Annotated in this window: 24 protein-coding genes; 13 read left to right on the forward strand and 11 right to left on the reverse strand. The window is 61.2% G+C overall.

All coding sequences use genetic code 11. The annotated features are described in order from the left end of the window. The first annotated feature begins 6 nt into the window (after window positions 1-6). Genes cysT through KF814_17975 form a run of 3 tightly spaced genes read left to right on the forward strand, consistent with a single transcriptional unit; the run spans window position 7 to window position 2,838 of the window. Window positions 7-888 (forward strand): sulfate ABC transporter permease subunit CysT, encoded by an 882-nt coding sequence (gene cysT / locus KF814_17965; GenBank protein MBX3238036.1) that lies wholly within the window; start codon window positions 7-9, stop codon window positions 886-888. A 40-nt stretch (window positions 889-928) separates the two neighbouring features. Then, on the forward strand, window positions 929-1,738 hold the full coding sequence (locus KF814_17970; GenBank protein MBX3238037.1) for a sulfate ABC transporter permease subunit: 810 nt from the start codon (window positions 929-931) through the stop codon (window positions 1,736-1,738). Between the two features lie 2 nt (window positions 1,739-1,740). Continuing rightward, entirely contained in the window at window positions 1,741-2,838 is a 1,098-nt protein-coding gene (locus KF814_17975) for an ABC transporter ATP-binding protein (protein ID MBX3238038.1), read from the forward strand. A 47-nt stretch (window positions 2,839-2,885) separates the two neighbouring features. On the opposite strand, the gene KF814_17980 is transcribed toward KF814_17975, so the two are convergent. Next, window positions 2,886-3,248 (reverse strand): hypothetical protein, encoded by a 363-nt coding sequence (locus tag KF814_17980; protein ID MBX3238039.1) that lies wholly within the window; start codon window positions 3,246-3,248, stop codon window positions 2,886-2,888. A gap of 258 nt (window positions 3,249-3,506) precedes the next feature. On the opposite strand from KF814_17980, the gene KF814_17985 reads away from it, so the two are divergent. The 7 genes from KF814_17985 (at window position 3,507) to KF814_18015 (ending at window position 10,143) form a co-directional block, all read left to right on the forward strand. Then, window positions 3,507-5,375, forward strand: a complete 1,869-nt coding sequence (locus KF814_17985; protein ID MBX3238040.1) for a transketolase — start codon at window positions 3,507-3,509, stop codon at window positions 5,373-5,375. Beyond that, window positions 5,344-6,072, forward strand: a complete 729-nt coding sequence (locus KF814_17990) for a Crp/Fnr family transcriptional regulator (GenBank protein MBX3238041.1) — start codon at window positions 5,344-5,346, stop codon at window positions 6,070-6,072. The genes KF814_17985 and KF814_17990 overlap by 32 nt, the downstream gene beginning before the upstream one ends. A 161-nt stretch (window positions 6,073-6,233) precedes the next feature. Next, complete coding sequence (locus tag KF814_17995; protein MBX3238042.1) at window positions 6,234-7,196, forward strand: multicopper oxidase domain-containing protein; 963 nt, start codon at window positions 6,234-6,236, stop codon at window positions 7,194-7,196. A gap of 64 nt (window positions 7,197-7,260) precedes the next feature. Beyond that, entirely contained in the window at window positions 7,261-7,644 is a 384-nt protein-coding gene (locus KF814_18000) for a hypothetical protein (protein MBX3238043.1), read from the forward strand. Then, the gene (locus KF814_18005; protein MBX3238044.1) at window positions 7,608-8,342 is read left to right on the forward strand and encodes a hypothetical protein; all 735 of its coding nucleotides are present in this window, start codon (window positions 7,608-7,610) and stop codon (window positions 8,340-8,342) included. Before KF814_18000 ends, KF814_18005 begins: the two co-directional genes overlap by 37 nt. Next, the gene (locus KF814_18010; protein MBX3238045.1) at window positions 8,312-9,361 is read left to right on the forward strand and encodes an ABC transporter substrate-binding protein; all 1,050 of its coding nucleotides are present in this window, start codon (window positions 8,312-8,314) and stop codon (window positions 9,359-9,361) included. Before KF814_18005 ends, KF814_18010 begins: the two co-directional genes overlap by 31 nt. 23 nt (window positions 9,362-9,384) lie before the next feature. Further along, window positions 9,385-10,143 carry a DUF3365 domain-containing protein gene (locus KF814_18015; protein MBX3238046.1) on the forward strand — a complete coding sequence of 253 codons (759 nt, stop codon included), beginning with the start codon at window positions 9,385-9,387 and terminating at the stop codon, window positions 10,141-10,143. Between the two features lie 63 nt (window positions 10,144-10,206). Here the strand turns inward: KF814_18015 and KF814_18020 are convergent, their stop codons facing one another. The 3 genes from KF814_18020 to KF814_18030 all read right to left on the reverse strand — a co-directional run bounded on the left by KF814_18020 (window position 10,207) and on the right by KF814_18030 (window position 12,036). Then, window positions 10,207-10,524, reverse strand: coding sequence for a cupin domain-containing protein (locus tag KF814_18020; protein ID MBX3238047.1), 318 nt, complete (start codon window positions 10,522-10,524; stop codon window positions 10,207-10,209). Then, window positions 10,521-11,441: a CoB--CoM heterodisulfide reductase iron-sulfur subunit B family protein gene (locus KF814_18025; protein MBX3238048.1), complete on the reverse strand. Its 921-nt coding sequence runs from the start codon at window positions 11,439-11,441 to the stop codon at window positions 10,521-10,523. The genes KF814_18020 and KF814_18025 overlap by 4 nt, the downstream gene beginning before the upstream one ends. Before the next feature lie 145 nt (window positions 11,442-11,586). Then, window positions 11,587-12,036: a hypothetical protein gene (locus tag KF814_18030; GenBank protein MBX3238049.1), complete on the reverse strand. Its 450-nt coding sequence runs from the start codon at window positions 12,034-12,036 to the stop codon at window positions 11,587-11,589. Window positions 12,037-12,205: 169 nt separating this feature from the next. On the opposite strand from KF814_18030, the gene KF814_18035 reads away from it, so the two are divergent. From KF814_18035 to KF814_18045, 3 genes are all read left to right on the forward strand, one after another. After that, window positions 12,206-13,075 (forward strand): HDOD domain-containing protein, encoded by an 870-nt coding sequence (locus tag KF814_18035; GenBank protein ID MBX3238050.1) that lies wholly within the window; start codon window positions 12,206-12,208, stop codon window positions 13,073-13,075. 8 nt (window positions 13,076-13,083) lie between these two features. Next, window positions 13,084-14,490, forward strand: a complete 1,407-nt coding sequence (gene sthA, locus KF814_18040; protein MBX3238051.1) for a Si-specific NAD(P)(+) transhydrogenase — start codon at window positions 13,084-13,086, stop codon at window positions 14,488-14,490. A 108-nt stretch (window positions 14,491-14,598) separates the two neighbouring features. Beyond that, window positions 14,599-16,302 carry a tetratricopeptide repeat protein gene (locus KF814_18045; GenBank protein ID MBX3238052.1) on the forward strand — a complete coding sequence of 568 codons (1,704 nt, stop codon included), beginning with the start codon at window positions 14,599-14,601 and terminating at the stop codon, window positions 16,300-16,302. Here the strand turns inward: KF814_18045 and KF814_18050 are convergent. The 7 genes from KF814_18050 to KF814_18080 form a co-directional block, all read right to left on the reverse strand. Then, window positions 16,268-18,394, reverse strand: a complete 2,127-nt coding sequence (locus tag KF814_18050) for an EAL domain-containing protein (protein MBX3238053.1) — start codon at window positions 18,392-18,394, stop codon at window positions 16,268-16,270. The two genes, KF814_18045 and KF814_18050, sit on opposite strands and share 35 nt — an antisense overlap. Before the next feature lie 221 nt (window positions 18,395-18,615). Next, window positions 18,616-19,341 carry a hypothetical protein gene (locus tag KF814_18055; protein ID MBX3238054.1) on the reverse strand — a complete coding sequence of 242 codons (726 nt, stop codon included), beginning with the start codon at window positions 19,339-19,341 and terminating at the stop codon, window positions 18,616-18,618. Between the two features lie 141 nt (window positions 19,342-19,482). Further along, window positions 19,483-19,821 carry a PilZ domain-containing protein gene (locus KF814_18060; protein MBX3238055.1) on the reverse strand — a complete coding sequence of 113 codons (339 nt, stop codon included), beginning with the start codon at window positions 19,819-19,821 and terminating at the stop codon, window positions 19,483-19,485. A gap of 28 nt (window positions 19,822-19,849) precedes the next feature. Further along, window positions 19,850-21,301 carry an RtcB family protein gene (locus KF814_18065; protein MBX3238056.1) on the reverse strand — a complete coding sequence of 484 codons (1,452 nt, stop codon included), beginning with the start codon at window positions 21,299-21,301 and terminating at the stop codon, window positions 19,850-19,852. Further along, window positions 21,298-21,738, reverse strand: coding sequence for an archease (locus tag KF814_18070; GenBank protein MBX3238057.1), 441 nt, complete (start codon window positions 21,736-21,738; stop codon window positions 21,298-21,300). The genes KF814_18065 and KF814_18070 overlap by 4 nt, the downstream gene beginning before the upstream one ends. 2 nt (window positions 21,739-21,740) lie before the next feature. Then, window positions 21,741-22,715, reverse strand: coding sequence for a succinate dehydrogenase iron-sulfur subunit (gene sdhB / locus KF814_18075; protein MBX3238058.1), 975 nt, complete (start codon window positions 22,713-22,715; stop codon window positions 21,741-21,743). A gap of 54 nt (window positions 22,716-22,769) precedes the next feature. Then, on the reverse strand, window positions 22,770-23,927 hold the full coding sequence (locus KF814_18080; protein MBX3238059.1) for an aminopeptidase P family protein: 1,158 nt from the start codon (window positions 23,925-23,927) through the stop codon (window positions 22,770-22,772). Window positions 23,928-23,938: the final 11 nt, after the last annotated feature.

Genomic DNA, 23,938 nt, shown 5'->3' on the forward strand with positions numbered 1-23,938 from the left:
TGCGTCGTGACGCCCCACGGACTCGTCAGCCTCGCCCTTCGCTCCGCCACGGTCGGCTATGTGCTCGCGCTGATTTTCCTGCCGCTGGCAGCCCTGGCACAAAAGTCCATCGAGGCAGGGCTGGATCGGTTCATCCAGGATCTCACCACACCTCAGGCCACAGCGGCGCTGTGGCTGACGCTTGAAACCGCCGCAGTGGCTACGGTCATCAACGCGGTCTTCGGAACCCTCTCCGCCATCGTCTTGGTGCGGTATGAATTTCCGGGTCGGTGGCTGCTCAACGCGTTGGTCGATTTGCCCTTCGCGATTCCGACTCTGGTGGCCGGCCTGATGATCGCCGCGATCTATGGACCCAACAGCGTGATCGGCACCTGGCTGCAACAGGGGGGCATGGCCGTTTTGTACAACAAGCCGGGGATCATCCTCGCCATGCTGTTCGTGACCATGCCCTTTACGATCCGTTCGCTGCAGCCCGTCCTGATGGGACTCGATCGGGATCAGGAGGAGGCAGCCTTCACGCTTGGGGCCGGCGCCTGGACGACGTTTTGGAAAGTCACCGTGCCGTCGGTGCTCCCGGGACTCCTGACCGGAGTCTTTCTCACCTTCGTGCGGGCGCTCGGCGAGTTCGGGTCGATCGTGATCGTGGCGGGCAACATTCCGATGAAGACGCAGGTTGCGTCTGTCTATGTGTACGGTGAAATCGAAAGTTATAACCCGCAAGCCGCCACGTCCGTGTCGGTGTTGATTCTGTTGCTCTCCTTCCTGGCGTTGCTGCTGCTGGAGCGTCTGACTCGTCGGCCAGGCGAACGGCTCCCAAGTCGGCTGCGTTCGTTCGGCAACCGGTCGTCCCTGCAATCGGAACTGGCGCAACCCACGGTGCCCTCGTGAGGCGGCAAGTGGTCGCGGCGAAGGTAAGAAGGTTTGGGGCATGCGTCGCCTGATGATCGGCACGACATGGCTGTACTTTCTCGTGCTCTTGATGGGGCCGATGCTCTATCTCGTGAGCCAAAGCTTCGGCGAGGGGTTCGAGGCCTTCTGGCGGGAAGTCACGCGACCCGAGGCCTTGCATGGGTTCTGGCTGACGACCGAGATCACCCTGCTCGTTTTGGTAGTGAACCTCGTCTTCGGGACTGCGACGGCTCTCGTGCTGGCGCGCCAGCAGTTCTGGGGGCGCACCTTGGTCAGCGGAGTCATCGACCTTCCGTTTGCGGTGTCGCCCGTCATCGCCGGCTTTATGCTGATTCTTATGTTCGGCCCCGAGACGCTGCTGGGTACGCTGTTCGGAGAGGCGGGAGTCAAAGTCTTGTTCGCGCTTCCGGCGATGATTCTGGCCACGCTCTTTGTGACGTTCCCGTTCATGGTCCGGGAGCTGTTGCCGCTCTTGCAGACGATCGGCACCGAAGAGGAGGAAGCTGCGCGCACGCTCGGCGCCAGCGAATGGCAGGTGTTCGTCAAAGTGACCCTCCCCGCGCTTCGGTGGGGATTGGTGTATGGAGCCACTCTGACGGTGGCCCGCGCCATCGGCGAGTTCGGCGCAGTCCTGGTCGTGTCCGGTAACATCCTCCTGCTGACGCAGACCGCGACCCTCCACATCTATCAAAGTTATGTCGACTTTAATTACGTTGCGGCGAATGCCGTCGCCCTGACACTCTTGGCCGTCTCATTCTTGATTCTGGTGCTGTTGGAGATTGCCAAGGCGAGGGCGGAAGGGGCCGTGGCGGAAGCGGGAGCCCGATAGCGATGAAGATCGAAGTCCGCAATCTGACCAAAATGTTCGGCGCCGCGCTCGCGGTCGAAGACGTGTCGTTCGACGTCCGCGAAGGAGAATTGCTCGGCCTGCTCGGCCCCAGCGGCAGCGGCAAAACGACCGTGTTGCGCATGATCGCGGGATTGGAGACGCCGTCCTCGGGCGACATTTTCATCGACGGCAAACGCGTCAACGATGTCGCGGTGCAGGAGCGCAATATCGGGTTCGTGTTTCAGCACTATGCCCTCTTCAAGCATCTGCCGGTCTTCGACAACATCGCCTTCGGACTCAAGATCAAAAAATGGAACCGCGGAGACATCGAACGGCGCGTGCACGACCTGCTGGCGCTTATGAGCCTGCAGGGGCTTGGCGGCCGCTATCCGCACCAATTGTCCGGAGGCCAACGGCAACGAGTCGCGATCGCGCGGGCGCTGGCGCCCAAGCCCAGCGTCTTATTGCTGGACGAGCCGTTCGGCGCCGTGGATGCCAAAGTCCGTCAGGAATTGCGCGAATGGCTGATCCGCCTGCACACGGACCTCAACGTGACGAGCCTGTTCGTGACCCATGATCAGGAAGAAGCGATGGAAGTGTCCGGGCGAATCATCGTGTTCTCGAAGGGGCATTTGGAACAGGCCGGTACGCCCGCCGAGGTCTACGAGGAACCCGCGACGGAGTTCGTGGCGCGGTTCATCGGTTCAATGAATATTCTGGAAGGGACCGTCCGCAAAGAACAGGTGCAGGTCGGTGCCATGGAGTTTCCCGCTCCCGGCTTCACCGACGGCCTCGCGCTGCGGGTGGGATTCCGGCCGTACTATGTCAAGGTTGCGGAGGACCCGGCGCACTATCGCCTGCAAGCGAAGCTGCGCCACATCTATTTCTTGGGAGTCGCCTACCGGTTGGAAATTGAAACGTCCGACGGGCTGATTCTTCGGTCACGGATGAATAAGGAAGAATTTCGGCGGCACCGCTTCGAGGAGGGTCGCACCGTGTCGTTCGCCGTGACGCACTTCCGGTTCCTCCCGCAGGAAGGGATGCCGGCGTTGCCATCCACCGCGCCCGGTGCGCCAAGCTCCGGACCGCTGACTCCGTAGAGCCGGCGATCCGGAGAGACGGATGCCATGCAGACCCTGCGACGGCGCTAATACTTCACTTCGATGGTGACCGCGGATTCGGCCGCCAAGCCCTTGTGGTCATCGGTGGCGGCCACCACCTTGATCTCGTGTCTGCCGGCCGGCAAATTCGTAAAGGTCCCCTTGAAGCCCTTCTGGTATTGCCCGTCCAAGTACACGTGCGCGTGGTGAGCCTTCCCGCCTTTGGTCAATTCGTACTTGAGATCCACACTCTCGCCGTTCACGACCGCCCCTTCCGCCGGGCTCGTGATGACGATTTTGGAGCCGTCATCACCGCGAGGCTCCTCCGCCCGCGCGGTCGACCAGGCAAGCGGCGCAAGCGCAAGACATACGATCAGTACGATTCTGTGGCCCAGATAGGAACGCTTCATCGGCACCCCCTCAATGATGATTAAGTGAAATAAATGAGTCCGTCCAGCGCGAGTACGTATACTGGATTGACAATGTTGTTCTGTAACAGAAGGCGAAACGGCCTCGCAAGGGGCCCATTCGGACCTAGTCCGCCTTTCACTGTACGCAGTTGCCTTCATTGACTCCCCGAATGCCATTTGTTAGCCTCGTGCCGCATTCGTGTGTCCGCCACCCCGTGCCGAATCAGAACTCAAGCTACGATCGTGAAAGGATCCGTCATGAGTGCATCGATTGCCGCAACGCCAGATCTTGTTACCGCTCTGCACAATAAAGCGACGCAGCTCCGCATCGACAGCGTCAAATCCACGACCGAGGCCGGCAGCGGCCATCCGTCGAGTTGCTGTTCCGCCGCGGATATCGTGTCCGTGTTGTTTTTCTCCGTCATGCGCTACGACCCGAAGAATCCGAAGCTCCCGAACAGCGACCGATTCGTGCTTTCCAAGGGGCACGCGGCTCCGCTGCTCTATGCCGCCTGGGCCGAAGCCGGATTGTTTCCCGCTTCCGAACTGCTCAAGCTCCGCACCCTGACTTCGGATCTGGAAGGTCACCCCACGCCGCGGTTGCCCTTCGTGGACATGGCGACCGGCTCGCTCGGCCAGGGCTTGTCGGCCGGTGTGGGCCTGGCGGTCAATGCCAAGTCGCTCGACAAAGGCGACTACCGGACATACGTGCTCATGGGTGACGGCGAGTCCGTCGAAGGATCGGTGTGGGAAGCGGTGGAAGTCGCGCGGCAGGCCGGCCTCGATAACCTGTGCGCCATCGTCGACATCAATCGCCTGGGGCAAAGCGACCCAACTATGTTGCAGCATGACATGGAAGCCTACCGCTCCCGTTGGGCCGGGTTCGGCTGGCATGCCATCGTCGTCGACGGCCATGATATTCCCGCTTTGTTGGCGGCGTTCGATGAAGCCGCTCGCACGAAAGGGCGCCCAACCGTCCTCCTCGCCAAGACTTTCAAAGGCCGTGGGATTTCGTTCGTCGAAAACTCTCCGGACTGGCATGGAAAACCGCTCAAGAAGGGCGAGGAAAGCCAAAAGGCTCTCGATGAGTTGGCGAAGCAGATGAAGGGCCAAATCGCACCCGTGCAGGTGAAGAAACCGAATGCCGCGCCTGCGGCTGCCCCCGGCGCTTCTCCGATGGCTCCTTCTCCCTTCAAAGTGGGAGACTCGGCTGCGACGCGCGAAGCGTTCGGTACGGCACTCTTGGCCTTGGGAGAAGCGAATCCCCACGTCGTCGCTTTGGATGCCGACGTGAAGAATTCAACCTATACGGACAAGTTCGGCAAGCGCTTTCCGCACCGATTCCTTGAGAACTTCATCGCCGAGCAAAACATGGTCGGCGCGGCAGCGGGCCTTGCCGCCTGCGGAAAGATTCCTTTTGCCGCGACCTTCGCCTGCTTCCTCACACGCGCCTATGATTTCATTCGTATGGCGGCGATCAGCGGTTCGAACATCAAGCTGGTGGGGACGCACGTCGGGGTGAGCATCGGAGAAGACGGCCCCTCGCAAATGGGCCTCGAGGATCTTGCGATGATGGCGGTGCAGCCGGGTGTCACGGTCCTCTACCCATCCGACGCGACCGCGATGTACAAGCTGGTCGAAACGGCCGCGGCCCACAAGGGCATGGTGTATCTGAGAGCCGGGCGACCGAAGAACCCCGTCATCTATGGACCGGAAGAGACCTTCCGCATCGGCGGCTCGAAGGTGGTGCGCCAGAGCGCTGCGGACAAACTGACGATCGTGGCGGCGGGCGTCACCTTGTTCGAGGCCTTAAAGGCCCACGACCAACTGAAGGCGGCGGGCATTGCGACGCGAGTCGTGGACTTGTACAGCATCGTTCCGGTGGATCGGGCGACGCTGGTCGAGTGCGCCCGGGCGACGGGCGGGCGGTTCCTGACGGTTGAGGATCACTATGCGCACGGCGGCCTCGGGGATACGGTCCTCGACGCCCTTGCATCCGAAGGGGTGCGGGTGCGTAAATTGGCCGTCCGGGCCGTCCCTCATAGCGGAAAGCCGGACGAGCTCGTGGACCATTTTGGAATCGGAGTACGCTCCATTGTCGAAGCGGCCAAAGACATCGTCGGATAAGCGGACCGATGCGGAAATCCCCGGTCCGCTCAAGCAGATTCCTCTCCTGAACATTTTGAGCGCGCAGGATCGAGAACAGGTCCTGCGCGAACTCACCGAAACACGGTTCGGCAAAGACCAATTTATCTTTCGCGAGGGCGATCCCACCGAGTATTTCCACATCGTGAAAGAGGGATCGGTCAAGTGCGTCAAGTCTTCGCCGGACGGCAAGGAATGCACGTTGAAGGTCCTCATGCCGGGCGACCTCTTTTGTTGTGACGCGGCGGCCTTCGACGGAGCCTACCATCCCGGCACGGCCAAGCCGATCGGCGAGGTCAGTGTCCTTCGTATGAGCAAGAAGGCCTACTTCGAGATGCTGCGACGGAGTCCCGACGCGGCCCTCGAGGTCATCAAGTACCTCGGCAACCGATTGAACGAGGCCCAGGAGAAAGCCAAGGTGTTGGCCTTGGACCGGGCCGATCAGCGTCTCGCCTCCCTGCTCGTGAACCTGGCGGAACGTGGCGGAATTCAAGAACCAAGCGGCCTTCGGTTGGCGGTGCGCCTGACACGCCAGGACATGGCCAATATGGTTGGGGTGACGACGGAAACCGCGATCCGCATCATGGCCAAGTTCAAGAAGGATCGCCTGGTTTCCGGGACAGCAGCCCGGTTAGTCATACGCGACCTGCAGAAGCTCAAAATTCTCGCCTCAGCCTAGTTTCTTAGGTTCTTTCCGAAATATCTTCAAAATATGACAATAGTCATATTGTCGCATGCACTCCCTGTCGTAGAGTCTGCGCGTGCCTGATCCCTGGTCTGCAGGACCGGGATCGGCAAGACAGACCGCAGTCCACCGTGCTTTCACCACAGGAGGTCGCAATGAATCGGATACGTACAGGACTGGATGCAGCGAGTCGATGGGGTCGGGTCGGCGCCGCAATGGGCTTGGCGCTCGGCTTGGTCGCCGGCGTCGCTGAGGCCAAAACTCACGAGATCAACATGACCGCGGTCGAGACGGATATCGTCATCGACGGCGGAGGGGAGAAATACGCGGCCTGGACCTTCAACGGCCAGTTCCCCGGACCGGTGGTGCGGGTCACTGAAGGCGACACGATCAAGTTCACCCTGACGAATCCGGCCACGAACAAACATCCGCACGCGATGGATTTCCATGCGGCGGAAATCGACTTCCTGAAAAACTACAAGGCCATCAACGCGGGCGAAACGATCACCTACACGTTCGTCGCCAAGAAGCCCGGCATCTTCTTCTACCACTGCGGCGCGCCCCCGATGATTCAGCATGTCGCCCGAGGCATGTTCGGCGCCGTCATCGTCGATCCCAAGAATCCCAAAGCCTGGCCGAAAGCCGATCGTGAGTATGTCCTCATCCAGTCCGAGTACTACAAGAACCCGGATGACGTGCAGGCCATGTTCGATCGGAAGTTCGACGGCATGATGTTCAACGGCGGCATCTTTAAGTACCACCCGTTCGTCACCGGCGGCGGCAAGCTCGATGCCAAGCCGGGAGAGCGGGTCCGGATCTACTTCGTCAATGCCGGACCGAACGAATTTTCCGCATTCCACCCGATCGGCGAGATTTGGGACAATGTCTATGAGAGCGGCAACCCGGCCAACAACCTGAAGGGCGTGCAGACCTATGTGGTCGGGCCAGGCAGTGCGGCCACATTCGACGTGGTCGTGGAGTCCGCCGGTGCCTATCCGCTTGTGACGCACTCTCTCACCGGCGCGTTGCGGGGTGCGATCGCCGTGCTGTTGGCCGGTCCTGATGCGAAAGCGGCGCCCTTGATGCCGATGGTGCCGTGGGAGTTGCCCGCGAAGTAAGAAGAATGGCGGGTCTTGCAGCCGGCCGGTCCCAACGGATCGGCCGGCTCCCCCAGGAGATTCTATGCGGCATCTGAGCGATAGCTTTGGGGCGAGAGGGCGATGGATGCGCTGCGTGATTCTGACGCCGGTGATCTGGTGCGCCGCTTCGGTGGCGACCGGTGCTGAAACGGATCACTCGAGGGAACGGGTCGCCCTGATGCTCACAGGCGCCGGATGTCCGGTGCAGCGAGCCAGGATGGCCGCAGTTCTGTCGGAGTTCCCGTCAGTGCGACACGTCGAATTCGACACGGTGCCCGACCATGTGCTGGTCGATGTCGAGTCCGGGAGCGTGGCGCCGGAGTCGCTGCGACAAGCCGTCCTCCGGAGTTTAGGAGAGACGAAGGGCTGTCAGGTCGAGGTCATGACATCATGCATCACCGCAAGCCCGGCGTTCCTCACCCGTTGACGGACGGGCCTCCGCCCAGGCCCAGCGACGGAGATCGCGGTCCTCCCACGCGTTGGCCGTTTCAGTCCGATTGTCGCGCGACGGCCGCTCGCCGTCTCCTGCGGTCGGTAGGCTATAGGGTCGCGCTCTTCTTCGCATTCCTGCTCTCCAATGGAACCTTGTGGGCACAGGAATCCATTCCGGAGATCTTTCCCCTGCGTCCTTTCAACGTCGATATCGCAATCCGCCAGCAAACGTTTGCGCCGGATGATCGAGAAATCGGCGTGCAGGTCGGGGTCACCGCATTTCGTTACGGCCAGATCGAGGTGCGCACCACCTACCAATATTTCAGCATTCACACGCGAGAGTTTCAGACCGACCAACATTCGCTGTTCCTCAATCCCCGCTGGAACAACTTCATCGACATTTTGGATTTTCCCAAGCACAAACCCTTGAACCGCACGATACGGCATCTCTTGTTCGGCCCTCTCGAGGATCGGGCGGTGCCGTATATCGGATTGTTGGCCGGAGGCGTCTTGCCGGGGCCGGGCAACAATGGGCCAGGACATTTGATAGGCGGACAATTGGGCGTTCGCTTCCCGGTTGCCCGGGGTCTGTCTGTCGACGTGGGCATGCAGTACACCCAGTATGGCGTGGATTTTCGGGGCGAAGCAGGACAGGCACAACAATGGGTATTCTTGACCGGCGTGCGATTCTGATCCGGCGGATGTCGCAGGGAGTGGTCCTATGGGCTCTCTGCGTGGCCCTAACGGGCTGCGGCTTGCTCATCGATGCGGTCGAGCGGGTCATCCCCGTTGCAGCGAACGAAGTCGAAACGATCTGCGAGCGAGGACGGGTGCAGGTGGGTTTGGCGGTCGAGCCCTTTCGCCCCTTCGTCTTTCCCGCGATCTGGACCGACGAAGGCGCACGGGTGACGGGGCTGGACGTGGAGCTTGTCCAAGCGCTCAGCGAGGGACTGTCTCAACGCTGCGGCCGCCCCGTGACCCCGGTCTTGCACCTCGTCCGTTTCCGGGAACTCTTCCGGTTGCTCAACGAGTCGCAGCTGGATCTCTTCGTCTCAGCGGTCGTCGCCAATACCCCCGCGCCCGCGCGGGCCGGAGTCGCGTACTCCGTCCCCTATTTCTATGACGGCGGCATCAGTGGCATCACCAAGCGCGGAGAGGTTCGTCAGCAGGTCAGTCAGGCCATGCGGGCTGCTTCGTCGACACTCCCGTTTGCCTCGGCGGTGTCGGCGCTCCACGACCTGACCATCGCCGTGCAAAACGACACGGCCGCGCACCACTATGCGGTGGCGAATCTGACGGCGAATCGGCTCATCGTCTGTGATTCGTTGCCGGCGGCGTTCGAATATGCCGATGCGGCGGCAGACCGGCCGATCGACGTCATCCTGGGTGCCCAGCCCGTACTTGACCATATTGTTTCGCATGTGCGGAAAGATTGGAGTCTGCTGGCCTCGGAGGACGGACGCGTATGGCGGTTGACCAGGGACCAGTATGCCGTGGCCATGGCGGAGGAAAGCTATCATCTCCGGTGGCTGGTCAACGACGTGCTCTTCCAGTTGGATGAAGCCGGCCGTCTCGCACAGATGCGGCGGCGCTGGCTCGAGGAGGACTATGCCTTTCCCCGTCGCGCCTCGACGGAGGGGCTGACCTTCGATGTCGAGAAAATGGTGACCCACTATATGCAAGGGACCTGTCGGGAGGAGTCTCCTCCCTGAGACGGGACAACGGAGGTGGAGTGATGCGGAATCGGTTTCGATTGGGCCTCGCGATGGGAGTGCTGGGCTGCCTGTGCTGTCCCCTCTTAGGCGTAGCGGCTGAACGTCCAGAGGCGGAAGAAACGGCTCGGCTTCTGGCGAAGCTCCTCGAGTCGGGACGAGCGGTCATCGAGCGCAATCAGACCTTGATCGACGACCCGCACAAGGGCGACAAGGGGTTCACCCCGGAGTCGTTCGAGCAGCAACTGGTCACGGAGTTTCGCGGGAGAACCGGGATCGATCTGGCGACCCTAGCGAAGCAGCCTCCGTCGCCGCTCTTGCCTGCCCTGGCGAAAGAATTGTTGCCGGCGCTGGTCGTGGCCAGCAAGGACGTGGTTGCCGCGGCTCAGGTCGTGATCAACCAGCGTGGGATTGCGTACAAGAACTTCATTCCCGCCACCTATGGGAGTCAGGCCTCGGCTCGCTTTTCCAAGACCTCGCAGGTGCGGCTGAAGCAGACGACGTTGACGCCGAGAAATCCCAAGAACGAGCCGGACGAATATGAAGCATCTGTCCTCAAGTGGCTGTCTGGCAGGCCCAGAGCCGAAGCTTATGTGAGTGAATTGACGGAAGAAGGGAAAATGCTTCGCGTGGTCATGCCGATCTACTACGCGAAACCCTGTCTGGCTTGCCACGGCGAGCCGAAGGGCGAACTCGACATCTCGGGCTATCCGAAAGAAGGGCACCGAGAAGGCGATTTGGCCGGCGCGATCACCGTGACCGCGCCCTTAACCGGACGGTGACGCCGGCAGGCAGCCGACCTCCCAAGTCACGACGTCGGCGTGTTACCGGATCACGGTTCCCCGTCAGGGATTGGGGGCCACGAAGACGAGTACCTTGAGGCGGTGGTCGCTATCGTTTCTCACGCCGTGCTCTTCTCCGGCCGGCGCCATGGTCCCCTGCCCGGCCTTCAGCACCTGCTTGCTCGCGCCGACCTGAAACGTGCCCTGCCCTTCCAGGACGATGTACACCTTGTCCTGCTCGCCGTGGATATGACCCTTCTGTTCCTGGCCGGGCTCGAAACAATAAACATCGCAAAAGAAGCGCTCCGTCTGAAAGAGATTATTCTTCTTCATCTTCTCGGCACTGAACTGCTGGTGATCGGACAGGGTGATGACGTTCATCTCATAGGCTCCGGTGACGGTGATGACAAGTTCTCGGTTGACTCAATACGTTTCACGATGCTGTCGAGGGAAATCAGGTGGCGCGACAGGCCCAGTTCCTTCGCCGGAATCCCCATGGCCAGTCCGAGCAACTGCGGCAGATGGAGAATCGGCAGGTTCAGCGTCGATCCGACGGCGCGACCGGCCCGTTCCTGGTAGATGTCCAAGCTCATGTGGCAAAGCGGGCATGGCGTGACCATCACCTCCGCCCCATGGTCGCGGGCGTCTTTCATGTTGGTTCCCGACATGGCGACCGCGATGGCTTCCTTCTCGAGGATGATCGGAAAACCGCAACATTTGGTCCGCCCCGCGTAGCTGACCGGCTCACCGCCGACCGCGCGAATGACCCGTTCCAACGACGAGGGATTCTCGGGATCGTCGAAGCCCAAATCCCACGACGGCCTCAGCATGTAGCAGCCGTAAAACGGAGCAACGCGGAGGTTCGCAAGCGGATTGCGCACGGTGTCCGCCAGGCGCGTGAGACCGATGTCCCGCACGGCGATCCACAGCAGATGTTTGACCTGTACTCGTCCCTGGTAGGCGATGCCGTCCTGGGCCAATAGCGTATTGATCCGTTCCAGCGTCCCCGGCTCTTGTTTGAAGCGGCGGTTCGCGGCGCTCATGACACCTTGGCAGGTGCCGCAGATAGTCATGATGTCGAGGCCAAGCCGCTCGGCTTGGGCAAAGGTCCGCGCGTTCAGGGCCAAGGCTACGTCGGGGTCTGCTTCGGCCACGACCCCGGCGCCGCAACAAGAAGCTGCGCCGAGTTCGACGACCTCGATGCCCAGACGACCGATAATCGCCATCGTCGACTGGTAGAGTTCCGGTGTTGCGCCCTTGGCGGCGCAGCCTGTATAGAGGGCAAAGCGTAGCGGCATGGAAGGTCTGGGCTATGAACTATGGAAGGTAAGATACCTGATGCGGCGGGGCAATTGACAGCCCTGTTCGGCTCTAACCTTCCGGCCTGGGGCTCGAAGGGTGCCGTCAGCGCATCATGAACAGCAGAGGTCTCACGGCGATCGATCAGGGGAGCTTGGAAACCGCATCGTTATAGCTTTTCTTTAAGTCATCGATGGCTGATGCCACCCCGTCCCGCAGCTTGGTGAACGTCGAACTGGTCGTCTCATTGACCTCATCGAGCTTCTTCCGAGCCTCTTCCTTCTTTTTCTCCAAATCTTTGATTGTCCGATCGAACTCTACCCTGGCCTCCGCTGAGGCCGCTTCTGCCTTGCGCTGCAACTCTGAAATCTTGCTCTGCATTTCTTTGAGTTCTTGTTGAACTTTCTTGCTGAAGGCCTCTTTTTGTTGAATGGTGTATTGCTTGGTGGTCTCCACCGCTTCTTTCGTCTCCCGCAGGACATCCTGCGCATCCGGGCCTGGGGGTGGTGCCTCGCCTCCATGGCCGGGCAAGGCCGAAAAGCCAACCAGGATAAGCAGGAAGAGGCAAGCGATGCAATTCTTGAAGATTGGCATAGTTATAGGTTCTCCAGGTGCGGCGCAGAGCGGATCGCGCAGTATACCATCCCCGGCCAGGCTGCACCAATCAGCACGGACGGACATCTGGTTAAGGTTTCATGCGGAATTAGCCGACAAGACTCTACAACAACACCATTTGGGCACCCCACACACCTGAGAGCACCCTATGAGCGTTGACGTCAGCCAATCCACCAAAGCGACCCCGACGGAACCCTTGGAACAGCTCCTCCTGAGTCGCATCCAAAAGGGTGCGATCGAGTTGCCGTTGCTGCCGCAGGTGGCAGCCCAGATTCTGGGGATGGTCTATGACCCCAACGCCGAATCCGCCAAACTTGCCGCCCTCATCCATCAAGACCAGGCCTTGGCCGCCCACGTGATCCGAATCGCCAATTCGCCAGCCTATATGACCAGAAATCCCGTGGTTTCGCTGCAACATGCCGTGACCATGCTGGGCATGAATTTGATGTCTGAAATCGCGTTTACGGCGTCCTTGAAGAGCAGCGTGTTCAAAGTCCCCGGATTCGAGGACGATGTGAAGCGGCTGTGGCAACAGTCGTTGGCCAGCGGGGCCTACGCAAAGGAAATCGCCAGACTCCGACGGTGCAACGTGGAAAGCGCCTATCTCTGCGGGCTGCTGCACGGCATCGGCCAGCCTGTGGTCTTGCAGACGGTCGCCACCTTGGCCAAGGAACTCAAGGTCACGCTCGAGCGCACGCTCCTGAAGCAACTCCTCGGCGGGTATCAGACGCAGGTCGGTCAGTTGGTTGCCGAGAAGTGGGGACTTCCGAAACAGGTCGCAGAGGTGATTGCCTTCTTTGAGCATTACGATCAATCGACGAACGCCAAACAAGAGTGCATGATCACCCATCTGGCCGATCGGCTCGCGCAGCACCACCTGGATCCCGAATCCTTGGACGAGCCTACCCTGCGAGAACTGCCGGTGTTGGCCGATTTGAATCTCTATGCGAAGGACGTCGACGCCCTCCTGGGCATGAAGGAAAAGGTCTCGAAGGCTGTGGAGGCGATGCCCTTGTGAGCAACGCGATGCACTACGACATCATCGTGGTCGGCAGCGGGCCGGCCGGGCAGAAAGCCGCCATCCAGGCCGCCAAGGCTGGCAAGCGCGTGGCCCTGATCGAAAAGGAACAGGGAATCGGCGGCAACTGTGTGTACCGTGGGACAATTCCCAGCAAGACGCTGCGCGAAAGCGCCCTTCAGCATGAACGGCTGAAACGCTCGAGCGAAGCGTTCGAAGGGCGGCTGCGTACTGACGTCTCGGTGCCTTCGTTGTTGCATCGGTTGCAGGAGGTCATCAAGGCCCACGAAACCTTCATGACCAATCAATTGCAGCGCAACAACGTGATCTATCTGCACGGCTGTGCGCGCTTCGTGACGGACCATGCGATCGAGCTGGAGTCGGTCGACGGCATGCGGCAGGTCCTGACGGCCGACCTGTTCGTGCTCGCGGCCGGATCGCGGCCGAAGTCCTCGCCCAATATCGAAATCGATCATGAGTATGTGCTGGACAGCGACTCCATCCTGTCGATGATCTATCTCCCTCGCTCCTTGACGGTGGTGGGCGGCGGCGTGATCGCCTGCGAATATGCCTCGATGTTTTCGCTTCTTGGCGTCGAAGTCACGATAATCGACAAGGCCGACCGTCCGCTGGAGTTCCTGGATGCGGAGATCGTCGAAATCTTCCAGCGCAACTTCGAGCGCAACGGAGGCCGTTTCTATTCTCGCCATACGGTCATGGATGTGGCGTGGGACGGCGTCTCCTCCGTAGTGGCGACGCTGGAAAACGGTATGGCTGTGAAGAGCGAAAAGATGCTCGTGGCGATCGGGCGACAGCCCAACGTCGAAGAGCTGAACCTGCCTGCGGTAGGGTTGCAATTGAATGAAAAGGGCCGGCTGACGATCAACGAATACGGTCAGACCATGGTGCCCCACATTTATGCGGCCGGCGATATGGCGGGACAAGGCGCGCTCGCCTCGCGGGCGATGGAGGAAGGGCGCCGTGCGGTGAGTCACGCCCTGGGGTTGGTGGTCGGCGAGTCTGCGAATCAGATGCCGCTGGGCATCTATACGATCCCCGAAATCGCCTCGATCGGGCTCGATGAGGCCCAAGCGCAAGCCCGCTTCCGTGGCCCCTTGATCGGTCGCGCTCGGTTCGATGAAATTGCCAAAGGGCAGATTACCGGGGCCTGCAACGGTTTGCTCAAGCTCGTCGCCGATCCCGCGGGCGAACGGTTGTTGGGTGTCCAAATCGTCGGTGAGGATGCCACCGAACTGATCCACCTCGGCCAGATGGCCCTGCAATCCGGCGCCACCATCGATCGCTTCATCGACACCATTTTCAACTTTCCGACCTTTGCCGAATGCTACCGCGTGGCGGCGCTCGATATCCTCGGGCAACGCCGAAAGCAGCAAGACCTGTCCGACGCCGCGTAGCCCGCGCTTCTCCTTTCCCCTCCCCTCGCTATAGTTCTTTTTGACCCGTACCCCCGGTCTACGGTACCCTGCTGTCCTGATCGTATCCTCAAGGCGGGGGACTGTACGATGAATCGGGAGGAACGCCGGCGTCAGGAGAAGTTGGCATCGCGCGGTGGCGGCCACGCCGACGCCATGACCACTCGCGCATTGCTCGGCGAGGGCGCCGCCCATCACCAGGCCGGGCGATTGGACAAGGCGGAGCGGGCCTACCTGCTTGTGTTGGATGCGATGCCGGGGCAACCGGATGCGCTCCATGGACTCGGCCTGCTTGCCTACCGCCGCGGCGATGTGGCCCAGGCGGCGCAATTCCTCTCTCAAGCCTGCGCGCGCAACTCCCACAATCCGATGTTCCACTTCAATCATGGTGTGGTGCTGCAGCGGGCCGGTCGGCTAGACGAGGCCATCATGGCGTATCAGCAGGCGCTTCGCGAGAACCCTCGCTATGTCGAAGCCCAGTCCAATCTGGGGAATGCCTTCAAGGAATCCGGCCGGCTGGCTGAAGCGGTGGCGGCCTACGAACAGGCCTTGGCGCTGCGGCCTGACTCGGCCGATGGGTTCAACAATCTCGGCGTCGCGCTGAAGGAGCAAGGCTTCCTGGAGCGAGCTGAGGACGCGTACCGCCGCGCGATCGCCATCAAGCCGGCACATGCCGAGGCCCACAACAATCTCGGGCTGGCGTTGCTCGAGGCAGGACGGACTACGCAAGCGATCGAGTCGTTTCAGAGCGCGTTGCGCATTCAGCCCGAGTACCTCACGGCGCTCTACAACCTCGGCATTGCCCACATTTGGGATGGAAACATTCCCGCAGCTCTCGAATGTTTTGCCCGGACCGCGGATGCGAAGCACAATCACGGTCGCCCGCCGAAGGAACCGTTCGTCTACCGCTCGCGTCTCAAACACGATGCGGAGCAGGTTCAGTTATTACTCGAGCAAGGCCGTATCGTGGAAGGATGGCGTCCCTACCTAAACGCCTTGACCGACCTGCGCAATCGGGCCGAGGCGGCGGTCGGCACCTCGACCGCCAACCGGATGCCTATTGCCACCGCGGATCTGCAGACCATTGCGCCGTCCTTCAACCGCCTGCTCTACGTGGGGCCCTGTCCCGAGTTGCCCGATGGCGCACTGAATCCCGCGCTGGACTGTGCCGCCATTGAAGCGCGGTACCATGCCCGCCAGCCGGAGGTCACCTTCATCGACGGCCTCCTGACCGAAGAAGCCTTGAATCGGCTTCGAGACTTTTGTTGGCATTCCACGATTTGGAAGAAGGACTATGAGAACGGCTACATCGGCGCCTTCTTGGGCGATGGGTTCGCTTCCCCGCTCCTCCTCCAGATCGCCGAGGAGTTGCGCGCACGTCTGCCAGGCATTTTCGGCAATCATCGGCTCACACAGGCCTGGGCCTTCAAGCATGACAGCGCCAGACGCGGGTTGAACATCCACGCCGACGCGGCGGCCGTGAATGTCAATTTCTGGATTACGCCGGACGAGGCGAACCTGAACCCAGACAGCGGCGGGCTGGTGGTGTGGGACAAGGAAGCGCCACGAGACTGGAATTTCCGGGCCTACAACAGCGATCAGAACAGAGGCAAGATCTACGAGTGGCTGAAGTCGGAGGGGGCGCAGGAAGTGAAGATCACGTACCGGGCCAACCGGGCCGTGTTGTTCAATTCAGATCTGTTTCACGAAACGGACGAGATTGCCTTCAGGGAGGGACTGACCAACCGTCGGATCAATATCACGCTGCTTTATGGGCATCGACACCGTGCCTGAGCATCTTCTCGAAGTCCGCCGCAGGAACAGGCCGGCTGAACAGATAGCCTTGTACCTCATCGCAGCCCTCTTCCCGTAACTTCTCCAGCTGCCCTTCCGTCTCGACTCCCTCAGCCAGCACCGACAGATTCATGCTGTGCGCCATCGCGATGATGGCCTTGGTGATCTTGACGTTGTTCTCGTTCGTCAAGAGATCCCGCACGAACGATTGATCGATTTTCAGCCGGCTGAGCGGGAATCGCTGCAGATAGCTCAGCGAGGAATAGCCGGTTCCGAAGTCGTCGATCGACAGCCGCAGCCCCATCGAGCGCAGTTCTTCGAGCATCGTCACTGTGGCGTCCACATCGCGCATGGCGATGGATTCGGTCAATTCCAGCTCGAGTTGATCTGGAGAGATCCCGGTCTTCTGGAGCGCATCGGACGCCGTGGAAATGAGCGTGCGCCCGTGAAACAGGGAGTTCGACACGTTCACCGATACGGTGATGGCCGAGAGTCCCGATTGTTCCCAGGCCCGCACCTGCCGGCAGGCTTCGCGCAGGACCCACTCATCCATCGGGCGAACCAGCCCCGTGTCCACCGCGGCGCTCATGAAGACGCCGGGTGCGAGGATTCCTCGTTTCGGATGGCGCCAGCGGACCAGGGCTTCGGCCCCGAGAATCGTTCGGGTATGGATGTTCAGCTTGGGTTGATAGTAGACCACGAATTCTTCGCGCTCCAGCGCGCGACGCAAGTCACTTTCCAGATCGAGGCGTTCCGCCGCGGCGGCGTTCAAGCCGGACGAATAGTACTGACAGTTGTTCCGGCCCTGCTCCTTGGCGTGGTACATGGCCGTGTCGGCGTTCTTCAAGAGCGAGTCGACCGTGCGGCCGTCGTTGGGGAAGATCGAGATGCCGATGCTGGCGGAGATGAAGACTTCATGGCCTTCAATGTTGAAGGGCTGGGTCAGCGACTCGAGGATCCGGCGCGCGACTTTGCCGGCATCCTGCGGTTGCGAGAGATTCGTGATGAGAATCGTGAATTCGTCTCCGCCCAGACGCGCAAGCGCGTGGGTCGGCTCATTCTCGCCATGCCGGCCGACCGAGTCGCTGTGGCGGACGGATTCGCTGAGCCGTTCCGCCACCTGCGTGAGCAGCAGGTCGCCGATCGTGTGGCCGAGCGTATCATTGATCATCTTGAAACGGTCCAGGTCGATGAACAGCGTGGCGAGATGTTGCCCGTACCGTTCGGCATTCGAAATGGCGGTCGAGAGGCGATCCTTGAAAAGCACGCGATTCGCCAGGCCCGTCAGGCTGTCGAAATACGCCAACCGATGAATGGCCCGTTCGGCCTGCTTCCGCTCGGTGATGTCCTGGGCCGTGCCGATGACGGTGAGCTCGTGCGTCTGCTCGTCGCGCACGCCTTCCGCCTGGAGATGAATCGAAAAGTCCGCCCCGTTCGGCAGGATGATCCGATGGTCGATGTCGCAGGGGGCATGGTGGCTGACGATTTTTTGCAGCGCGTCTCTGACGGCGCTCCGATCATCCGGATGCACAAGCATGAGAAACGCTTCCAACGTCCCGGCAAAATCCTGCGGTCTGATGCCCACGATCCGGCACAGTTCATTGGACATGCTGAAGCGCCCGGTGGCGGGTGTCCAGTCCCAGTTGCCGATGCGCGCGATGCGCTGGGCCAGCTCGAGCCGGGCCTCGCTCTTCACGAGGGCCTGAAGCACGTTGCTGGTCCTGAGCATGTACCGGATATGGTGGCAGAGGATCATCGAATTGATGGGTTTGTTGACGAAGTCCGTTGCACCGTGTTCGTAGGCTTGCGCGATCGAGGCGGCATCCTCCAGCCCCGTCATGATCAGGATCGGAATGCGTTTCCCGCCGGGAAGGGACCGGATCTTGGTGCAAGTCATGAAGCCGTCCATCTCGGGCATGACCAGATCCAGCACGATGAGGTCCGGCGGAGACTTCTCGAAGATCTTGATCGCCTCTCGCCCGTTGTCCGCTTCGGTGACATGCATCCCGGCCGGCTCCAGTGCGGACCGGACGAAGAGTCGAGCTGTAGGATCGTCGTCGACGACGAGAATCGAAGGTCGAGTGAAGGTCATGTTATTCGAAAACCGTCTCTGATGCTGTGTTGGTAGTCGTTGATTTCGTTCAGTTCGTGCCCACCCCGGCGCGGAGCGAACGCGCGATCCGCGGCTTGGAGGGAGTCTGCACGACTAGACTAGCAAAGTTCGGCGGAATGACCAGAAAATAACGGCTTCCGGCAGCGGTCTGAAGATGCCCTGGCAGGGTGATCAGGTGGCGGATTCCCGAGCGTCACACACTATCCCAGGCGGGGCATGCGCGAATCGGCGGCCTTGTCGATTTTGTGGGATTCGAAGGCCTCCATGATGACCTTCGCGATAGCCATCCGCACCTGCGAGAGCATTCCCCGCATGGCCAACACGAGCAGCAGCGTGCTGAGCAGCAACAGCGGAAGCGTGTATATGGCCACCTGTGCCGCAAGGTCGTCTGCGGAACGCACCGTGGCATAATCCTGCGGCAACGCATAGACCACACGCACCCAGGCTACGACATGGTCCCGGTCACGGAGGGGCTCGACGACGACGACGGCCGGACGCCCCACTTCGATTCCCCGTGAGACCACTTCACTTTGCGTCGTCCTGGCCGACATCCAGGCGCTGTCCTGAAGCCGCCGTCCTACTGCGTCGGGAGATTTGGCGGCGACAATGACGTTGTTTTCGGCAATCACGGCGGCATCGAGCACGCCGACTTCCCGCAAGTGGATGTCGATCGCGCGTTGCACATCGGTCAGGTTCTCGCCCAGGAGCATTTCGGTGAACCAGGCAAAGGTGCGGGTGACGGCGCGGGCCTTCTCGTCGGCGGCGCGATCCAGCGCCTCGTTGTGCGTCGTCACAATGGCCAGGTCTTGCCGAGCCAACAGATAGTAGAGGGCTCCGGAGCACAACACGGACAGCGCGACGCTGATCAGGAGCGCCGGCAAAAATGTCTGAGGGAATTTCGATGCCGGATTGCGGGCACGCACCATATCCATGCCTCCTTAGAAAACCGAGCCTCGCCGGTACTAGGTCACCGGTTCAGCGTATCAGAAAATGCCGATCCCAACAGCAGATTCGAGATTTTGTTCGGGGGTGTTGGATCGACGGAGAACGCGGCGCTCCGACCGGGGTCAGGTCTCCTCGCCCTGCTCATAGGGTTGCTGCTCGAGCACCTTCACAGTCTGCTGGAGCCGGGCCCATTCATCCGGTTTGAGCGTGGAGAATTCGAGACCGAAGTGTTTGTCCCGGCACCAGCGGACGATGCCTTGGTCGATCGTGAGCGGAGGCGCGTTCTCAGACAGGTGCACCTGAAGTTGGAGCGTGGTTCCAGGCAGGACCGCGGTGGTGCTGAAGATGCGGCAGCCACGGAGGGACAGGTCGAGGAGACTCCCCTCCCCGCCGACCAGGTTGGCTGAGCTGAACGAACTGCGGAATTGGACAGCGAATCGAGGGTGCCGGCGATGATCCATGACCGTCCGGAACAATTCAGGGTCTGTGTCAGCCCTTTATATTGCCGATCGGTCGCAATTCCGCCACTTTTTTTGTGATTCCGGCGCGGTCGACGGTTTCCACCACTTCGGAAATGTTCTTGTAGGCAAATCCCGCTTCTTCGGCGAGGCCCGACATAGAGACGGCCTTGACGAGAATCCCGCGCGATTTCATATCTTTCAGGAGTTGGTCGCCGCGAACGGCACGCTTCGCCTGCGCGCGCGACATCGTGCGTCCCGATCCGTGCATGGTGGAGCCGAATGTGTCGCGCATCGCCCGATCGGTGCCCACCAGCAGATAGGATCCTGTCTCCATCGAGCCGCCGCAAATCACAGGTTGCCCGGTACGGCGGTAGAGTTCCGGCAACTCCGGGCTGCCGGGACCGAAGGCTCGCGTCGAACCTTTGCGATGCACCAGTAACTCACCGTCCCGGTAGCGCTCGACCTTGGCGATGTTATGCGCGACGTCGTAGACGAGCTGCATCCCGAGCGCTTCGGCCGATTGCCCGAAGACGGCGCTGAAGGCCGCGCGAATCTGGTGCGTGATCACCTGGCGATTGGCAAAGGCAGTGTTGGCCGCGCAATTCATGCCGGCGAAGTAGTCACGTCCTTCGGGAGAACGAAACGGCGCGCAGGCCAGCTGTTGATCCGGCACGGTGATGCCGTACCGGCGCATGGCTTTCTCGAATACCTTCAAGTAGTCGCTTGCCACCTGATGCCCGAACCCCCGCGATCCGCAATGGACCATCACCACGATTTGGTTGCGACCGAACAGCCCCAAGGCGGCGGCGGTGTCGCGATCGAAAATCCGATCATCCGAGACGACCTGCACTTCCAGATAGTGGTTGCCCGATCCCAATGTGCCCAGCTGATTGATGCCGCGCTCGATCGCGTGGTCGCTGACGCACGCCGGATCGGCACCCTCCAAGCAACCGCCCTGCTCGATGCGTTCGAGGTCTTCGTGCCACCCGTAGCCCTTGGCGACGCACCAACGGGCGCCCTGCCGCATCACCTCGGGAAATTCTTGCCGCGACAGGTTGACGAAGCCGCGCGAGCCCACTCCCGCAGGGACTCGGTGGAAGAGTTCCGTCATCAGCGGTTCGATCTTGGGCTGCACGTCCTGCAGTGTCAGATCCGTGCGGATGAGCCGCATACCGCAGTTCACGTCATACCCGACCCCGCCCGGCGAGATCACGCCGGCCTCGAGATCGAACGCGGCGACGCCGCCGATGGGAAACCCATAGCCCCAATGGCCGTCCGGCATGCAGAGCGCGTAGCGCCTGATGCCGGGCAGACAGGCGACATTCGTGACCTGGTCGAACACGCCGCTGTCCATCGCGGTCAGGATGCCCTCGGTCGCATAGATCCGGGCCGGCACGAGCATGCCGGCCTTTTCACTCGGCGGGATTTCCCAAATCTGGTCGTCGATCTTGACGACCTTCATGCCGGTATTGAGTTTCATACGTCCAACACCACGCGGGCTCTCCAGGCCCCGCCTTCCTGCACGACCGCGTAGAGATGTTTCGTCACGCCCTTCACATCCGAGCGGAGCTCCTGCGTCGTCGCGTCGACCGGCGCGCCGGAAATCTGAGCCTGTAGCCGCCAGACGTGAGCGGTTTCCGGTCGTTCCAGGGACAGGCGTATCTCACGGAAGACGACCGCGCGCGCATCCTTCAGGTACACCAGTTGATTGAGCCAGTCAAACAGGAGGTCGGCGAGGTCCGCTGCTTCCAACGTGACGGATTCGTGCCAGAGCGGGAGGACTGTACAGGGATCGGCAAGGCTTTCGATGAGCGCCTGCGTGGCGGCCTCAAACAGTTGCTGGGGATCGTCTCCCGTGGCGTCGAAGGCCATGTCGGCCAAGGCGACGTCGTCGAGAAAGGTAAAGCCCGCGCCCATGGTCACGCCCGGGGAGTACGCCGGCGAACGGTGGAGAAGAGCGCGCGGATCTGTTCGATTCCTGGAATGGTATGGCCGAAAGGAAAGGGCACTTTGCCCTTGAAGAACATGCGAATCCCGAGCGGTAACACATGCAGCAGCCGCTTCGGCTTCGTCCCCACCACCTTGAGCGGCATCAAAGCTTCATTCAAGCGGCCTTCATGGTGCACGAGGTCTACGAAGCCGGTGATGTGGCGCGCGCCCTCCTCGACTTTTAAGTTGTGCTGAAGGGAGGCCCGGCGCAAGCGGATGATCGCCTCCATGGGCTGCACGTCCTTCGGGCAGACCTGCACGCACATGTTGCAGCGCGTGCAATCCCAAATGCCGTCCTGGCCCTGCAGCGCGACGAGCCGCCGATGTTTCGAGGGGCCTGGCTCGCGCGGATCGGCGAGGAACCGCTCCGACTTGGCCAAGGCCGCCGGCCCGAGGAATCCCGGCGACACGGCATGCGACGTACAGGCGCCGACGCAGGCGCCGCACATGATGCAGGCATCGACGTTATGGAAGTGATAGCTTTCCGGCTTGAGTCGCAGTTGACCGCTCGGCCCGTACCGCTTCGTGGGGTGCGAGGTCTCGCCCAGCCACGGAGTGACCGCCCGGATCTTCTCCCAGAAGTGGGACATGTCCACGACCAGGTCCTTGATCACCGGCAGGTTCGGGAGCGGCGCGATGGTGATCCGGCCGTGACGCTCGAGTTCTTTGCGGATCGAGGTGCGGCAGGCGAGTTTCTCCGAGCCGTTGATCTGCATCGCGCAGGACCCGCAGATCGCCGACCGGCAGGAGTAGCGCAACGACAACGCGCCGTCCTGTTCGTTCTTGATGCGAATCAACGCTTCGAGGACCGTCATGCCGCGCCCCACGTCGAGGCGATAGTCCTCTTCGTGCGGGTTGCGATCGGTCTCGGGATTGAATCGGCGAATGGTGAAGGTCAGGCGCATGGTTACGTGAAACGTGAAGCGTCAAACGTGAAACGCGAGGAAGCCGCCGAGTCGCTACCCGAGCTCGAACACTTTGGGATAGTTCGTCAGGTTGCGGCAACCGTCTTTGGTCACGAGGACCATATCCTCGATACGCACGGCGCCCAATCCGGGATAGTAGAGACCCGGCTCCACCGTGACGACGTGTCCTTCCTGGAGGATCGAACCGGTTCGGCTGATGCGGGGCGCTTCGTGAATGTCGAGCCCTACTCCGTGGCCGGTTCCATGGAAATAGCCCTGCATGCGGCCGTTCACCGGGCCGGTGCGGTAGCCGGCTTTTTCGAACCGGTCGCAAATGCCTTGATGGATCTTGGCCCCGTCGGCGCCGTCGCGGATCTTGGTGATGGCCTCTTCCTGCGCATCCTTGACGGTCCGGTAGAGGCGCTTGAGTTCCGGCGAAACCTCACCGCGGATGACCGTGCGTGACATGTCGGCAAAATAGCGCGAACCGGCGGAGCGCGGGAACACGTCGAAGATGATGCTGCGATGGGCCGGTAAGGGGCCGCTTCCTTCATCGTGAGGATCGCAGGCCTGCTCCCCGCCAGCCACGATCGTGTGCTGGGCGACGCAGTTGCATTCCATAAGCTTCACGTTGATGAGCTGCTTGACCCGTTCCGACGTGAGGACGGCCCCATCCAGCCACAGTTGATTGTTGCGGATCTCGGCCCGGCGGAGCGAGTCGTGCGCCGCTGCGACGGCCGATTCGGTGGCCCGCTGTGCCGCTTCGATGTGGCGGACTTCTTCGGCGGACTTCACGACGCGCTGTTCATAAAACGGTTCACGCCTCGTGCGGAGTCTATAGCCGAGCTCCTGCAGGCGTTGCGCGTGCAGAAAGGGAAAGGTCGAGGGGACGAGAACCTCGGTGACTCCCGCCTGCTTTAAGAGCTGATGCACGACGTCCACCGTCCCGGGCTCCGCTACCCCCTCGGCTTTGGCTTGCCGCTCGATTTCGGAATAGCTGACGACCCGGTCGACCGTCGCCTGGTGCTTGGCTCGGTCCACCTCGAGGTCGCTCATGACCATCAGGCGCTCCCCTTTCAACTCAAGGTACACGAAGGGATCGGGCGCCATGAAGCGCGTCGCATAGAACAAATTGGAATCGCTCTCGCTGGCGGCGATGAAGAGGGTAGCGTCGGGTGATTGGTGTGCTGACGGCGATGGAGAGGTCGTCATAGATCTGTGCG

This window comes from Nitrospiraceae bacterium, from assembly GCA_019637075.1.
In the GTDB taxonomy this organism is placed as follows: domain Bacteria; phylum Nitrospirota; class Nitrospiria; order Nitrospirales; family Nitrospiraceae; genus JAHBWI01.